Origin of the sequence: Fictibacillus arsenicus (assembly GCF_001642935.1) — a bacterium.
Taxonomy (GTDB): Bacteria; Bacillota; Bacilli; order Bacillales; family Fictibacillaceae; genus Fictibacillus; species Fictibacillus arsenicus_B.
On record NZ_CP016761.1, the window covers coordinates 3,583,304 to 3,597,406 of the forward strand.

At 38.4% G+C, this 14,103-nt stretch carries 14 protein-coding genes and 1 pseudogene; 4 read left to right on the top strand and 11 right to left on the bottom strand.

Translation table 11 applies throughout. The features are described from left to right. Positions 1–9 precede the first annotated feature (9 nt). The 3 genes from ABE41_RS18125 to ABE41_RS18135 form a co-directional block, all read right to left on the bottom strand. Positions 10–843 (bottom strand): ABC transporter permease, encoded by an 834-nt coding sequence (locus ABE41_RS18125; protein WP_066293424.1) that lies wholly within the window; start codon positions 841–843, stop codon positions 10–12. Then, a complete protein-coding gene (locus tag ABE41_RS18130; protein WP_066293427.1) occupies positions 843–1,622 on the bottom strand; it encodes an ABC transporter ATP-binding protein in 780 nt (259 codons plus the stop codon). Before ABE41_RS18130 ends, ABE41_RS18125 begins: the two co-directional genes overlap by 1 nt. Positions 1,623–1,696: 74 nt before the next feature. Then, positions 1,697–2,965 (bottom strand): FAD-dependent oxidoreductase, encoded by a 1,269-nt coding sequence (locus ABE41_RS18135; protein ID WP_066293429.1) that lies wholly within the window; start codon positions 2,963–2,965, stop codon positions 1,697–1,699. A 121-nt stretch (positions 2,966–3,086) separates the two neighbouring features. Between ABE41_RS18135 and ABE41_RS18140 the strand changes: the two genes are divergently transcribed. Together ABE41_RS18140 and ABE41_RS18145 are read left to right on the top strand one after the other, a co-directional pair. Further along, entirely contained in the window at positions 3,087–3,986 is a 900-nt protein-coding gene (locus ABE41_RS18140; RefSeq protein ID WP_066293430.1) for a LysR family transcriptional regulator, read from the top strand. Between the two features lie 229 nt (positions 3,987–4,215). Next, positions 4,216–4,422 carry a hypothetical protein gene (locus ABE41_RS18145; protein ID WP_066293431.1) on the top strand — a complete coding sequence of 69 codons (207 nt, stop codon included), beginning with the start codon at positions 4,216–4,218 and terminating at the stop codon, positions 4,420–4,422. Between the two features lie 87 nt (positions 4,423–4,509). Here the strand turns inward: ABE41_RS18145 and ABE41_RS18150 are convergent, their stop codons facing one another. From ABE41_RS18150 to ABE41_RS18160, 3 genes are all read right to left on the bottom strand, one after another. Further along, entirely contained in the window at positions 4,510–4,917 is a 408-nt protein-coding gene (locus ABE41_RS18150; protein WP_156774314.1) for a hypothetical protein, read from the bottom strand. Positions 4,918–4,977: 60 nt separating this feature from the next. Further along, a complete protein-coding gene (locus ABE41_RS18155; RefSeq protein WP_066293435.1) occupies positions 4,978–5,334 on the bottom strand; it encodes a hypothetical protein in 357 nt (118 codons plus the stop codon). A 159-nt stretch (positions 5,335–5,493) separates the two neighbouring features. Continuing rightward, positions 5,494–5,700 (bottom strand): hypothetical protein, encoded by a 207-nt coding sequence (locus ABE41_RS18160; RefSeq protein WP_066293436.1) that lies wholly within the window; start codon positions 5,698–5,700, stop codon positions 5,494–5,496. 400 nt (positions 5,701–6,100) lie between these two features. On the opposite strand from ABE41_RS18160, the gene ABE41_RS18165 reads away from it, so the two are divergent. After that, the gene (locus tag ABE41_RS18165) at positions 6,101–7,783 is read left to right on the top strand and encodes a bifunctional metallophosphatase/5'-nucleotidase (protein WP_066293439.1); all 1,683 of its coding nucleotides are present in this window, start codon (positions 6,101–6,103) and stop codon (positions 7,781–7,783) included. A 221-nt stretch (positions 7,784–8,004) separates the two neighbouring features. On the opposite strand, the gene ABE41_RS18170 is transcribed toward ABE41_RS18165, so the two are convergent. After that, positions 8,005–9,288, bottom strand: a complete 1,284-nt coding sequence (locus ABE41_RS18170; RefSeq protein WP_066293441.1) for an alpha/beta hydrolase — start codon at positions 9,286–9,288, stop codon at positions 8,005–8,007. 233 nt (positions 9,289–9,521) lie between these two features. Between ABE41_RS18170 and ABE41_RS18175 the strand changes: the two genes are divergently transcribed. Continuing rightward, positions 9,522–9,962, top strand: coding sequence for a DMT family transporter (locus ABE41_RS18175; protein ID WP_066293444.1), 441 nt, complete (start codon positions 9,522–9,524; stop codon positions 9,960–9,962). 262 nt (positions 9,963–10,224) lie between these two features. Here the strand turns inward: ABE41_RS18175 and ABE41_RS21580 are convergent. The 4 genes and pseudogenes from ABE41_RS21580 to ABE41_RS18190 all read right to left on the bottom strand — a co-directional run. Further along, a pseudogene (locus tag ABE41_RS21580) lies at positions 10,225–10,389 on the bottom strand (M20/M25/M40 family metallo-hydrolase); the annotation flags it as partial. Between the two features lie 268 nt (positions 10,390–10,657). Then, the gene (locus ABE41_RS18180; protein ID WP_066293445.1) at positions 10,658–12,262 is read right to left on the bottom strand and encodes an acyl CoA:acetate/3-ketoacid CoA transferase; all 1,605 of its coding nucleotides are present in this window, start codon (positions 12,260–12,262) and stop codon (positions 10,658–10,660) included. Between the two features lie 63 nt (positions 12,263–12,325). Next, positions 12,326–13,597 (bottom strand): TRAP transporter large permease, encoded by a 1,272-nt coding sequence (locus tag ABE41_RS18185; protein ID WP_066293446.1) that lies wholly within the window; start codon positions 13,595–13,597, stop codon positions 12,326–12,328. Beyond that, the gene (locus ABE41_RS18190) at positions 13,598–14,092 is read right to left on the bottom strand and encodes a TRAP transporter small permease (RefSeq protein WP_066293447.1); all 495 of its coding nucleotides are present in this window, start codon (positions 14,090–14,092) and stop codon (positions 13,598–13,600) included. Between the last annotated feature and the right edge of the window lie 11 nt (positions 14,093–14,103).

A 14,103-nucleotide genomic window follows, 5' to 3' on the forward strand; every position in this document is an offset into this window, starting at 1 on the left:
ATAATTTGATTACCGCCAAGGTATTAATTTTTTCTCAAGCCATGCCAGCCCTTGATTAAATAAAAGACCTAGAATACATAGTATAAATACCCCTACCATTACCTTTGAAATTATTAGTAAATCTGCGTTTTGAAGAATAAATGCACCAATACCATGCTCGGCAGCTACCATCTCAGCTGAAACTAGTATTAATAGTGCAGTTCCTGCTGCGATTCTCATTCCTGATAACATCATAGGAAAGGAGCTTGGTAGAATTACTTTTTTCACCAGATCCATACGACTCGCTCCAAATGTAACAGCTACATTTATTAAAAGACGTTGTGTTTGTGTTACCCCTGTATAAGTGTTATAGACAACGGGAAAGAACACGCCTATAGCTATAACTGTTATCTTGGAGACTTCCCCAATTCCTAACCAAAGCATAATTAAAGGCAGTATCGCTATTTTTGGAATAGGATATAGAGTATTTACAATGGGCATACCTACTTTCTCTGACAATTTGGAGAAACCTAATATGATCCCAATTGCTATTCCTGCAATACAACCAAAAAAGTATCCCCATCCAAGACGATATAAACTAGCTGAAATTTCTGTCCATAAAGAACCGTCTTTTATTAATTCCCATGCCGTAAGTAAAATGGTAGATGGTGAGGGTAAAGTAAATTCATTTACTAGGCCGGACATTGAAACAATCTGCCAAACTACTAGGATTGTGATTACACCCAATGGAGCATAAACATTTGAAATATTTTTATCTAAAAATGCAACTTTGTTTTTTATTATGACTTTTTGTCTTTTCTGCGCTTGAATGTCGCTATTTAGTTCTTTCAATTTAGGTATCATTAGGCATTCTCCTTTAACGCATTCATGGCATCTTCTCGAATTAAGCTCCAAATACTATGTGTATAATTTGCCACTTCCTTTTGATACTCAGAATCTGCTCGACCGTTTCTTGGAAGATTAATATTTATAATTTTATTAATTTTCCCTGGACGTCGAGAGAGAACAACAACTCTATCAGCTAAGAAAACAGCTTCATTAATATTGTGAGTAACGTATATAGTACGATGTTTTTCTTCATTCCAGATATTTAATAATTCTTCTTGCAAAATCTGTCTTGTTTGTGCATCAAGTGCAGAAAGTGGTTCATCCATAAGTAGTAGATCAGGCTTAGTTGCAAGAGCTCTGGCAATCCCTACCCTTTGTTTCATACCACCAGAAAGTTGATGAGGATATGAATTTTCAAAACCTTGCAGACCTACCATATTAATATACTTATTTACACGTCTTTCAATTTTTTCTTTTGATAGATCACTATTTTCCAAACCTAGCTTTACATTGTCTAAAACAGTACGCCATGGGAACAAGCCAGCTTCTTGGAATACAACAGAAACGGATGGGGGTTTGCTAGTCTCGATATGATCAAAGTAAACCTTGCCCTCAGTTGGAGACATAAGACCGGCTACAATATTTAGTAATGTTGATTTACCACAACCACTCGGTCCTACAATTGCCACAAATTCCTCGTTATTAATTGCTAAATTAATATCATGCAGTGCAACTACTTCATTGTCTTTTTTGTCCCTAAAGGTTTTTGAAAGATTTTCTATTACGACTTTCAATTTGTTTCACCTGCCCCTAATTTATTACAAAAAGCATATCTTTAATAAGAAAAGTTTTCAAAATTTTTACTCAATTATATTATTGCATCTTGTATAAGCAGCTCATTTCTTACACTAACAGGATCTACAAACCCATGTTGACAATATAGGGCAGCAGTTACTCCCGCAGCATGCCCAGTCGCAAATGCTGTCCCCATAACTCTTACTGAAGCAAATGCATCTGGGTCACATGCAATAGTTCTGCCTGCGGCCCAAAGATTATTAATATTTCTTACCTTTAAACTTCGTAAAGGAATATCATAGTAACTATTATTAGCTATTGATTGCCATACGTTTGGTGCACCTGGTTCAGAATGAGATTCCATTGGCCATCCTCCCCTTCCTATAGAGTCATTATGTCTTCTAGCATTTAGTACATCGCTGTGAGTTAATATATAATCACCAACAATATGTCTTGTCTCCCGTATACCGATCTGTGGTCCTGTCTGCACTAAGTAAGCGTTTTCAAAACCAGGTAAATATTTTTTAAATGCTTCTAAATATCCCCAAGCCTGTTTACGTGCTGACATTTCTGCTTTCGTCATACTGACGCTGTCTAATCCATTCACCCCTTCATCTGCTAATATAGCTAGAACATCTTTTGATCCCGGCATTCTCACTATCGTTCCTAATTCTTTAGTTAGGGCTGCAATCCCATGTTCTTTACCTAGTTTAATAGCTTTCTGAACCTCTAAAGGGTGAGCATTTGATTCTTCTCTGACTCCACCTATTCGAATCATTAACGTCCCAGCTTGAAAAGTTCCTTTTTCATTCCCGCAAATATATTCCCCCCCAGCTAAAGCAGTCAAGTTTGCTTCTCCACTAGCGTCTATAAAAGCTTCAGCTTCTATTGTAAATCGGCCGGAATGATCCACACACTCTATTGCTTTTATCTTCCCATCTTCTACATTTGTACCTATAACTTGGACGTGTAATAATGGCTTAACATTATTTTCAGCTATACAATTATCCAAGGCTATTTTAGTTGCTTCAGGATCTAACAATACGATAACCGTTCCAGTATGTGGTGTCCGCTTTGGACCATCATACATTCCTATCTTAGAAAGATTGTTTAATACCTTTTGTCCTACTCCACCTACTATTTGTTCAGGTGGATTTCCTTGAGTAAAGAACCCACAATATGTAAGTACTGAACTATGTGTAGCCGCACCGCCAAAGTAAGGGTTTTTCTCAATTAAAATTGTATCTGCACCAGTCTGTGCTGCTCCTATTGCTGCGGCAACACCCGCTGACCCCCCACCTACAACAACTACATCACATTTCATGTCTCTTTGTTTTGTCATTTCCGTCTCCTTTTTACTTATTATTCAAACTTTTCTTAATTTTATGAAATATTATTAATTACTACAATCGATATTTCTGATAGAATTAATAAGTGAAACTAATAAATGAGGTTGATTTGTTATGGAAATTCATCAATTAGAATATGTAGTTGCTGTTGCTAACCATAGACAGTTTACAAAGGCTGCGGAAGAAATTTGTTTATCTCAATCATCTTTATCTCAGCAAATAATTAAATTGGAAGAAGAACTTGAAGTCCGCCTCTTCGATCGTACTACTCGTTCTGTACGATTAACTCCTGCGGGTAAAGAATTCCTTTTATACGCAAAACGTATCCTTAGTGAAGTTAAACAGGCACGTAAAACAATGTTGCAATACACTGATTTGGAGCGCGGTCATATTGTTCTAGGGACTCTTCCAATAATAGGTCAATTGGGTTTTACTTCTTTAATTGCATCTTTTCAACGAAAATATCCCGGTATTAATATCGAAATTCGAGAGGGTGGTAGCGAAGACTTGCTGGAATGGTTGCTCTTAGCTGAAATAGAAGTTGCCCTTCTTACACCTCCAGATCGTCTTAAAAGTGAAGAAAATTTAGAATTTCATCTTTTACTAGAAGATGAAATTGTACTTATTACAAGCTTGTCTCACCGACTAGCTAATAGTGATAAAATTAATTTAGCCGATGCAGCAACTGAAAATTTTTTATTTATGAACTATCATTCTGGAATGCGTAAAATTAGTAAGCTTGCATGTAATCTTGCAGGATTCGAACCAAAGATCATTTATGAAAGTAGTCAAGTAGAAACCATTTGTGGACTCGTGGAAGAAAATATTGGGGTTGCTTTACTAACTTCAAGAGTAGCCGCCTCTTATAAACATTATAAAATTCATGTTGTTCATTTAAATAGAGCCTATATGCGTAAAACTGCTTTAGCTCTTCCAAAAACTCAATTTATTTCAAAAGCAGTAGATGCTTTTCGAGATTTTACACTTGATTGGATACCAAATATTAAAAATTAGCTACTTCTATTTAAACTAAACTTTAACTTCATCTCATCTATCAGAGTTTATTAGAACCCTCATTTTTACCACTAGCAATCATCAATTTAGAAATTTACTTTAAATTACTCTATATTATAGTATTCCTTAATTGAGATCTTCATTTGTCTATCTACTTAAAATAAACAATCTTTTATACACTTTAGTAATGACAATAGCTCCTCCGAACCTATTCCGAGGAAGGTGGCTAATGAAAGAGAACATTCAGGCGAGTGCGTTTCTCACAATCATAACAGCCCTCGAAAATCAAGATAGCGGTCTAATTAATGAAGCCAATGAAAAGCTGAATACTCCACGGAAAATGATGAGAGATTATCAGAATGCAGTGGAAAAGTTGTCAAAGGAACATGATGTGAAGTTGAAGTTGGAGAAAAATAAAAAATCAGAGGAACTTTAAAGTAAAAAGAGGCAAGACTTTTAAACATTTGTTTAAATAGTCAGCCTCTTTTTCAACTCGAACTATAGGACTTAACGTAGTTATTAATCACGAATCTGCCACAAAACAAAATCTACCTTTTAAACATTCGCTAAACCTGTATTCGGATATGTTTCGTCGAATAATCGGATGATCTGGATTGATGGTAGCTGCAAGTTTACTTGAAAAAGAAGCTTCTACTCTATCCAATTCTTTAAATAAAAAATTCAGTGCTTGCTCAAAAGTTGGAGATTGATATTTATTCTCCTCCATAAAACGGTAAAAGGTATCATAAAATAGCTGCGATCTTTGACGCATTCTATAAAAACCATTAAACGCTTGTTTAAATTCAGCACTTTTAGACACATCCACATTGTAGATTAAATTACGAATATGCAGGTACTTTTGCAATCCCGGCTGCACTTTACTAAGAGCTTCTATCACACTTTTATCATCTAATAAAATAACTTGCGACAAAATATCAGTCCTCTCATCCACCTGCTCAAACACGCCTTGAGAAGGAAGTAACTTTTAAACTTAATCCTCATACCCTTTCACGTGGTAAAAAGCCGTTGGTTTAAATCCTCCTTGAGCGTTGAATAAGCCAGACTGACGATGTGCATTTCTCCCTTTTGGAGCTTGATGATGTTTTACATTCTTTTTTGGTTTATTTTTATGTAGTGCAGGAGATTTTTGTTTGATTTGATTGGGTTTGTATCTTTGTTCTTTATACTTTTCCATTTGTTCTATATCATTAATAAGCTTTGATACAAATTTCTTAATTTCTTCTATTCGACTATTAATAAGGGGATTGTCAGTATTTTGTTTAGCATACTGCAAATTTTCGTGTATCATATCTAATTCTCCAATAAGGCTACTGTGCTTATCGTTCATATTTAATCTCCTCGCCCTTTCAATAATTCTTAGTCGTGATAGTAAACCCTTTAACTTATACATCGGCATCTATTGTAAAAAATTTACATCAACAAAAAGGAAAATTAATCAAAAAAAAACAACCTCGAAATTTCCGAGGTTGTTCCAAATTCATTTATTTCACATGTGGATTCGTTCCTTAGCCTGCTCCACTAAGTTCGTAAACCCATCCTTATCGAAATCTTCAGCTGCATCGTTTACTCCATTTCCGTCAGTATCCTTCATTAACGGGTTAAGATGAGTTGGTTTAAATTCCGCTGCATTGCTGAAGTTTTTGAACACCTTGCTAGAGTCGTGATACACCACTTCAAAATAATCAGATAGCATGTCTCCGTCTGTATCATACAGACAAAGATGGTCTGAATGACTATGTTGAAGTCAGGATCTTCAAAACAAATACATTAAGGACGTGGACCCTAAAACGGATGAAGAAATTAATCTAAAACAAGTAAGAGAAACATTAGGAAAGCCTCATAAAATGTATGAAGACCAAAAATCCGGGACAACCGTTTATATATGGAATGACACAAAACACTCGATTTCATTTTATTTTAAGGATGCGAACAATCTTTACTATGTTAGCGTAAAATAGATGATTAAAGCAGTCCACTTACAGGACTGCTTTTAGTTTTAAATTAATATCAACATTCGACATGCTTCGACTTTCCTTGTCTATCTGTCATGCTATATTAGAATAGTATGACTACTTTGAAAGGATTGTGATGTTATGTCAGTTAAACAAACGTTTAAGAGATTACTAGCTTCCTCTCTTGCTGTTGGGTTAATCTCTTCACAAGTTGCAACCGCTTCCTTTGCTGCACCTAAAGAAACACCTAAGAAAAAGGAACCCAAAACATTTAACCTATCATTAATGCATACAAACGATACACATGCTCATTTAGATAATGTTGCAAAGCGTATTACGGCTATAAAAGAGGTTCGTTCAGAAAAGCCAGATGCCCTATTGCTGGATGCCGGTGACGTGTTCTCTGGTACTTTATATTTTAATGAGTTTAAAGGACAAGCTGATCTAGAGTTTATGAATTTAGCAGGCTATGACCTTATGACATTTGGAAACCATGAGTTTGACCTTGGTTCCAGCCCAGAAGGACACCAAGCGTTGGCGGATTTCGTAAAAAATGCAGATTTTCCGATTGTTAGTACAAATGTCGACCTGTCAAATGACGAAAAGTTAAATCCTCTTTATAAAGATAAAATGACAAAGAAACCAGAAGACGGAAACATCTATCCTACTATTATTAAAAAAGTGAACGGAGAAAAGGTAGGATTCATCGGTCTTACAACCGAAGAAACAGCTGATATATCGAGCCCTGAAGGTGTAGTTTTTGAAAACTATATTGAAGAAGCAGAAGAAGCTGTAAATCAATTAGAACGCCGTGGCATCAACAAAATAGTGGCAATCACACACCTTGGTTATGACGATAATCCAGCGTATGACAACGATCTTGAACTGGCAAAACATGTAGACGGACTTGATGTCATCGTTGGTGGACACAGCCATACAAAATTAGCAGAACCTGTCGTTATCTCCTCGGACGAAAACGGCCAAACAAAAGACGCGACCGTTATTGTACAAGCCTCTCAATATGGGGAGTTCTTAGGTACACTGGATGTTCATTTCAACAAAAAAGGTGAAGTTATCGGACAAGCTGGGGAACTGATTGAAGTAAAGACAAAAGCAGAAGATCCTGAAGCTGCTGAACTTTTGAAAAAGTATTCCAGTAAAATCGCTGAATTGAAGAACACACCAACTGGCGGTGTTGCTGAAAAAGAATTGGCTAACCCGCGTTCTGAAGGTGACGGACCAAGTGTACGCAGCAACGAAACAGAGTTAGGAAATCTAATCACAGACGGTATGCTTGATAAAGCAAGAGAGTTCAACCCGACCGTTGCCATGGCATTCCAAAACGGTGGCGGAATCCGTGCACCAATCGATAAAGGTGAAATCACATACGGTGATGTTTTAACGACACTTCCATTCGGAAATACGCTTGCTACGATGAAGTTAACTGGTGCAGAGATTAAAGCAGCTCTTGAGCACAGTGTTAGCCAATCTCCGAAAGAAAGCGGCGGCTTCCTTCATGTGTCTGGTATGAAGTTTACCTTTGACAGCACGAAAGCAGTAGGCAGCCGTGTTGTATCAATGGAAGTGAAAAATGCAGATGGAACATATACAGCAATTAATCCTGCAAAAGAATATGTAATCGCAACAAACGCCTTCACAGCTAAAGGCGGAGACGGGTTTACTGTATTTAAAACAGCTTATGAGCAAGGCCGCGTAACCGACCTAGGCGCTTCCGACTGGGAGAACCTGCGTGATTATGTAGCCGAGTTAGGCAGTGTTAACCCGCAAATTGAAGGACGAATTAAGGATGTAGCTAGACAATAAGTTATGGAGGCAGACTTATGGTTTGCCTCTTTTTTATTTTTCATCTTGTTTCTTTTTTAACTCTTATTTCTCCTAACGAAAATAGCCCCCTAAATCAAAAGAGGGCTAAGTAGTAGAATTTATTCAAAATCTTCCCATTAAAAAACAGATCAGCACCATACTCCAAAGCAAGTGTAGTCTTACCAAATGGAGCCTTAAAAGCCAGTTCAACTTGTTTATTCTTATTTTTTAGGTTTGATGCTAACAGAAAGTGTATCTTCAGCTTTTTCAGTCGTAAAATCAAGATCTATCTTTAATCTTCCTTCCTCATCGGCATCCGCTTTTATCACTTTCGTTCTGCCTGCCCCCTTAACTTTCACTTGGTAGAGTCCATGAGGCGTAAACCATGGAGCTGTTCGTATCTCTGCTTTTCCAGATCCAGTGAGATCAAATCCTTTGGTTGAAACATTGGAAAGCTTGGCAAACTCCATGTTTTTTCTTTGGAATTCCACCTGCCAGCTATAGACAGAAAAGGCATTTTCCGCTGATTTATAACTAAAAGGAATGGGTGCTTCCGGCGGGTTATTAAAGATGTCCATGAATCTTGGCAAGGTCTGATGCAAGTCCCGCTGCCAGTAACCCCATGTATGAGAGCCAGCACCGTAGCTGTCCCAAATGTGCGGGATGTTTAGTTCGTCTAAACGATCATGTAGGCTTGTTGACATGACAAAACAAGTCTTCTCAACGGGAGATTCCAATCCGCCATCCAACGGCCCACCTGCTTCACCATTACCTGTATGAATCGCAAGGTCTACTCCCTCCAAGTTTTCGGCTAGATCCCACGGGTTGTGGCTTCTCCAGATGATCTCATTTGTTTCTCTGTCACCCCAAACCGTCCCAGGGGGTACTTTCTCCTGATTTTGAAAAATGGTCTTCTCTAAAAAGTCGGGATCTAAGTTGGTATCAAGTACACCTGAGAACGAGGCGGCGGCTACAAAAAGGTCAGGATGACGGGCAGCATAAGACATCGCTCCAAAGCCTCCCATAGATAACCCCGCTACTGCCCGTCCTTCTCTCGTTCCTTTCGCCCGGTACTCCTGTTCAATCCAAGGAATTAGTTCATTAATATGATACTTCTCCCACTCCGGAGGTCCATAGTCTCCCTGGTTGTACCAATCCGAATAGCTGGCTCCTCTTCCTGCATCCGGCATCACAACGATCAGCGGCAGGTTTTCCGTTGCTTTTTCAATATCCGTCCGTGCTGTCCATGCTTTATAGTCTCCACAGCATCCATGCAATAAGTAGAGAACCGGGTAGGTTTCATTGGAATCCTCATACCCTTTGGGCAGCAAAATCCGCAGCGAGGTCTGTTTACCGAGTGCCGGGCTTTCCAGCACGATATCGTGTTGCCTTTCGCTAAGCAGCGTATCCGAAACCAGTCTTACCTTTGCTTGTGCTTGTCCACTCGGATAAAGTCCGACAATCAACAGTATCACCAAGATACTTTTGAGCAAGATCCGAAACATGGCGTATATTCCTCCCTTAGCATTACCTGAAATTTCCTTATACAAGAATAAGATTACATGCCAAATGCTAGATTTACAATAAGACGAAGTGCTCGACATGAGCACCTTCAAAGTGGGATTATTTACTTATTAAAATGTATTAGATGCAGTTCCTGTTTAACGTTCAATACTCCTATACGAAAATAACCAAGTATTTGATATGGTATTAATTACTAGATATGAGAGGTGTCATCATGATCATTGTTCTAATTATATTTGCACTAATCGCCGGCATGGCATTACCAACACAATTCAGCATCAATGCACAGTTAAGGACTTTAGTAGGTTCTCCTATCCTGGCTTCTACGATCTCCTTTATTGTGGGATCTATCGCATTATTGATTCTGTCAATCTTTAATCATGGAATAAAAGTTAGTAAAGGTTGGATTGAGGCACCTTGGTGGGTTTGGACCGGCGGCTTGTTAGGGGCTTTTTATGTAGTTGCCACCATTGTCTTAATACCTAGGATCGGTGCAGCATCAACAGTAGCATTCATTCTAACGGGACAAATCATAGCTTCTGTACTGATTGATCATTTCGGACTTCTCGGCGTGCATGTTCAACCAATTAATCTATTTAAACTTATTGGCGTTTCCCTCATTATTATAGGGGTGTATTTTGTGCAGAAATATTAATAGGGACGATTTTATAATAGGGGATGACCCAAAAGCAAGGTCTTTTTGAATGAATAACGGTTCTATGCACCAAAATCCATACTCTATGCACGGAAGTAAAAAGTCTATGCACCAAACGGGGATTCCTATACATGAAACCTTTGTGTCTATGCACCGTTCGTTTTTCTATGCACCAAATTGGTCGTTCTATGCGCCGAAATGGCCACTCTATGCACGAAACGAAAAAAAGAGGGTGTCCCATAAGGAGTCACCTTCTTTCTACCTAAATCGACAACCGCTGAATCGTCTTCGCCAAGAGCAGCGTCCGATCAGTCAACGTCGGTATATCCAGATATTCGTCTTCACTATGTGCGTTCCCGCCGACTGGCCCTAGTCCGTCAACGGTTGCGACACCGTTTGCTGAAGTGAAAGAGGCATCTGATCCCCCGCCGGTCGCGGTGTCTGACTAGTGCAACCCTATTTCTTCTCCCACTTCTTTAATGATCTCCAGAAGTGAGCGCGTTTGCTCATTCTTCTCCATCGGCGGCCGGCTGATGTCACCATCCAGTTCAATTTCTTATTATGAGATGAGTTATGTAGTAGGATTAGAAGATGGTATACCTAAGCTTTTAGGTGGGGAGATAGTAACAGAAAAGAAGTAAAAAGCATCCTGCCCTAAAACAGGATGCTTTTATTGCTTTATTAATTAAATGCTCTTAGTTCGTCCTCTGAAAAGCTTCTTGTTTAAAACTGATTACGTTTTGGTTAAAAAGTTTCATTGGTCCATCAACAAAAAGTCTAGGATCCATTTCACTCAAATCAGAGGAGATTATTGGTTTGAATTCCATTTGAGCTAAAATATCCTTTTCTATATCAATTCCTGGTGCAATCTCAGTTAGGACTAAACCATCTTTTGTTAGCACAAATACCGCACGTTCCGTTACATAGATAACATCATTATCATGATCTGCTGCAAATCTGCCACTATAGGTAATTTGTTGAACTTGATTTTTAAATTTCTTTATTTTACCTTCTTGAATGATAGATAGCTTACCATTTTCCACCTCTACTTTTAACCCGCCTCCAGTAAAAGTCGTACAGAATATCACTTTTTTTGCTGTTTGAGTAATATCTATAAAACCACCGCAGCCAACTGACCTTGTGCCAAATTTAGATACATTTACATTTCCGGTTTGGTCAACTTCAGCCGCTCCCATGAAAGTGATATCAATTCCGGTTCCATGATAGTAATCAAATAAATACTCATGGTCCAAAATAGCATCCGCATTGCGTGCAACTCCAAATTCATTCGCCCCAATTGGTACACCGCCCACGATTCCTGATTCCAACGTAAGTGTAATCAGACTGTTTAGCCCTTCCTCGTGTGTAATAGGACCAATAACGTCACCAGGAATACCAATGCCCAAGTTAACCACTGCAGGATCAGTCACTTCTTGCACTGCTCTTCTCCCAATAACTTTTCGAATATCTAACGGTATTGGCTCTAAACTAACCGACGGTGTCCGGACATCTCCTGAAAAAACCGGATTGTATACCGTACTTGGGACTTGACGATGCTCTGTATCAGGATCATCAACAATTACATATCCATCGACTAGATAACCAGGAACCACTACATCTTTAGGGTGCATTGTATCTTTTTTCACTTCATATTTGACTTGTGCAATGACTTTACCGCCATATGCTTTAGCTGCATGTGCTGCAGAGAGAATTTCTAATTTTAACGGTTCTTCTTCCGCTGTAATGTTACCGTTCTCATCAATACTTGTTCCTCGGATAAAAACATAATCAAAGGCAATTGAAGGATACAGCAAAAATTCTTCCTGCTCTATTATAACAACTTTAATCAAGTCTTCTTTCTGCTTTGTTCTTTCATTAAACTTACCACCCTCAATACGGGGATCAATGAAAGTTCCGATTCCAATTGGAGATATTTGTCCCGGCATCTTGTTAGCCATCGCTCTCAATAAATGAGTTAATTGCCCCTGTGGAAAGCAATAACAGTCGATTTTATTTTCTTCAATTAAGCCTCTCATCTTTGGAGCAAGTCCCCAGTGCCCACCAATTACACGAGATATTAATCCTTCCTCAGCTATATACTCAATTCCATTTGTTTTATCTGACTGTCCAGCTGTATGAAAAACAGTCAAGTTGTTGGGGTGTCCTTTTTGTTTAAAATTCTGGCCTATCGCCTTCAAAATTTTATCACACTGGCCCATTCCGCCAAATCCTACGAGCGCTATGGTGCTGTCATTAGGAATTTCAGATGAGAGTGTCTCCGCCTCTATGCATTTAACCATTTTCTCTTCCCCTTTCTCTATGAATTTAGAAATAAAATCTCTCTTGTATAGGGGTTCTACTTTTTAAACAATTGATGGCAACCACGTCGAGAAGAAGGGTATTAAACTGATAATCAGAACATCAACAAACAGAATAATAACAAATGGAACAATAGCTCTTGAGATATGTTCTATCCTGATCTTAGATATCTGCATCGCTACAAATAAATTGATTCCTACTGGCGGTGTGATTAATCCAATTGCTAGGTTCACCACAACAATTATTCCAAAATGAATAGGATCCATGCCTAGGTTTAAAGCGATTGGAAGTAAGATTGGAACGAAAATTAAGATGGCTGCTGCAGCTTCCATAAACATTCCTACAATCAGCAAGAAAATGTTTACTACAATAATAAACACATAAATATTAGTCGTGATATCAAGGAACGTTTCTGATACTAACGCCGGAACTCTTAAACGATTCAAGATAAAGCTGAATAAACCAGCTGTAGAAATTATGATCATAACAATGGATGTTGTTACTGCCGATTCTTTAAAAATCTTAGGCAGCTCTTTCCACTTGATTTCGCGATAAATGAATACACCAACAATGAATGCATAAGCGACTGCGACTACAGCAGCTTCTGTTGGCGTGAAGATTCCTCCATAAATACCACCAAGTACAATAATGGGCATCAATAATGATAGAATTGCGCTTTTAAATGCTTTGAACGTATCGCTGACGTTTGCTTTTTCTACTCCAAGATAGCCTTTTCTTTTTGAAACAAAGTAAGCTGAAATCAATAACGATATCGTAATAACGATCCCAGGAATGACACCTGCCATAAACATATCTCCTACAGACTGCTTGGCTGCTATTCCGTATAAGATAAGAGGGATACTTGGTGGGATGATTACGCCAAGCGCCCCAGATACGGCCTGGTTTGCACTAGCAAAGTTCACATGGTAGCCTTTTGCAATCATAGCTGGAATCAAAATCGACCCGATAGCTGCTGTAGTGGCTGCCCCTGATCCAGAGATAGCAGCAAAGAACATGGAAGTAATGATAACAACCATCGCAAGACCACCCGTAATATGCCCAACAAGACTACTTGCAAAGTTTACGAGTCTTTGTGATATACCACCAACTTGCATCAAGTATCCTGCCAGAATAAAGAATGGAATCGCCATTAAAGGAAATGAATTAATTGAATTAAACATCTGCTGAGGTACCAACTGTAATGGTGCGAGATCTCCCATCCCAGCAATTAAAGTTGTTGATAATCCTAATGCTATGGCAATAGGTGTACCTATAATAAAGAGGAATGCTAATGATAAAAAGAGTAAAGCGACCATCTATAATTCCTCCTTACCAATAAAGTCTTCTATTAAACTAGCAACCGTATTAATTAGCATTAATGCTCCACCTACAGGAACAGCAAGCATTGGCCAAAACATGGACAATCCAGTTGTAGGAGCAGTTTGAAACGATACATTTTGCGCCATCTTGAAGCCATAGATAATGAGTATGATATAAAACACACTCGTACAAACAGACATGATTACTTTTAGAACTTTTGCTCGATTACCTGTTAACTTGTTTTGCAGAATATCTACTGCGATAAGCGAACCTTCCTTAACTGCATAAGCTGCACCTAATAAAGTTAGCCAGATCATCAGAAACCTAGAAGCCTCTTCCGAAAAAGTAAGAGAATTACCTGCTACAAATCTTGCGAATACTTGCCAAGTAATGAGTACGCTCATGACTGCAAGCATAATAAATAACAAATATCCAACCACTCTATTTAGTAGGTTTGTTAGTCTTACATATTGTCTTAATGTGTGTACCATTCTAACCCCTC

Bases quoted from the DNA above. Each gene is read 5' to 3' on its own strand.
- ABE41_RS18190 (WP_066293447.1), bottom strand. From the start codon at position 14,092: ATGGTACACACATTAAGACAATATGTAAGACTAACAAACCTACTAAAT.
- ABE41_RS18175 (WP_066293444.1), top strand. From the start codon at position 9,522: ATGATCATTGTTCTAATTATATTTGCACTAATCGCCGGCATGGCATTA.
- ABE41_RS18165 (WP_066293439.1), top strand. From the start codon at position 6,101: ATGTCAGTTAAACAAACGTTTAAGAGATTACTAGCTTCCTCTCTTGCT.
- ABE41_RS18170 (WP_066293441.1), bottom strand. From the start codon at position 9,288: ATGTTTCGGATCTTGCTCAAAAGTATCTTGGTGATACTGTTGATTGTC.
- ABE41_RS18185 (WP_066293446.1), bottom strand. From the start codon at position 13,597: ATGGTCGCTTTACTCTTTTTATCATTAGCATTCCTCTTTATTATAGGT.
- ABE41_RS18145 (WP_066293431.1), top strand. From the start codon at position 4,216: ATGAAAGAGAACATTCAGGCGAGTGCGTTTCTCACAATCATAACAGCC.
- ABE41_RS18125 (WP_066293424.1), bottom strand. From the start codon at position 843: ATGATACCTAAATTGAAAGAACTAAATAGCGACATTCAAGCGCAGAAA.
- ABE41_RS18155 (WP_066293435.1), bottom strand. From the start codon at position 5,334: ATGAACGATAAGCACAGTAGCCTTATTGGAGAATTAGATATGATACAC.
- ABE41_RS18180 (WP_066293445.1), bottom strand. From the start codon at position 12,262: ATGGTTAAATGCATAGAGGCGGAGACACTCTCATCTGAAATTCCTAAT.
- ABE41_RS18160 (WP_066293436.1), bottom strand. From the start codon at position 5,700: ATGCTATCTGATTATTTTGAAGTGGTGTATCACGACTCTAGCAAGGTG.
- ABE41_RS18140 (WP_066293430.1), top strand. From the start codon at position 3,087: ATGGAAATTCATCAATTAGAATATGTAGTTGCTGTTGCTAACCATAGA.
- ABE41_RS18135 (WP_066293429.1), bottom strand. From the start codon at position 2,965: ATGACAAAACAAAGAGACATGAAATGTGATGTAGTTGTTGTAGGTGGG.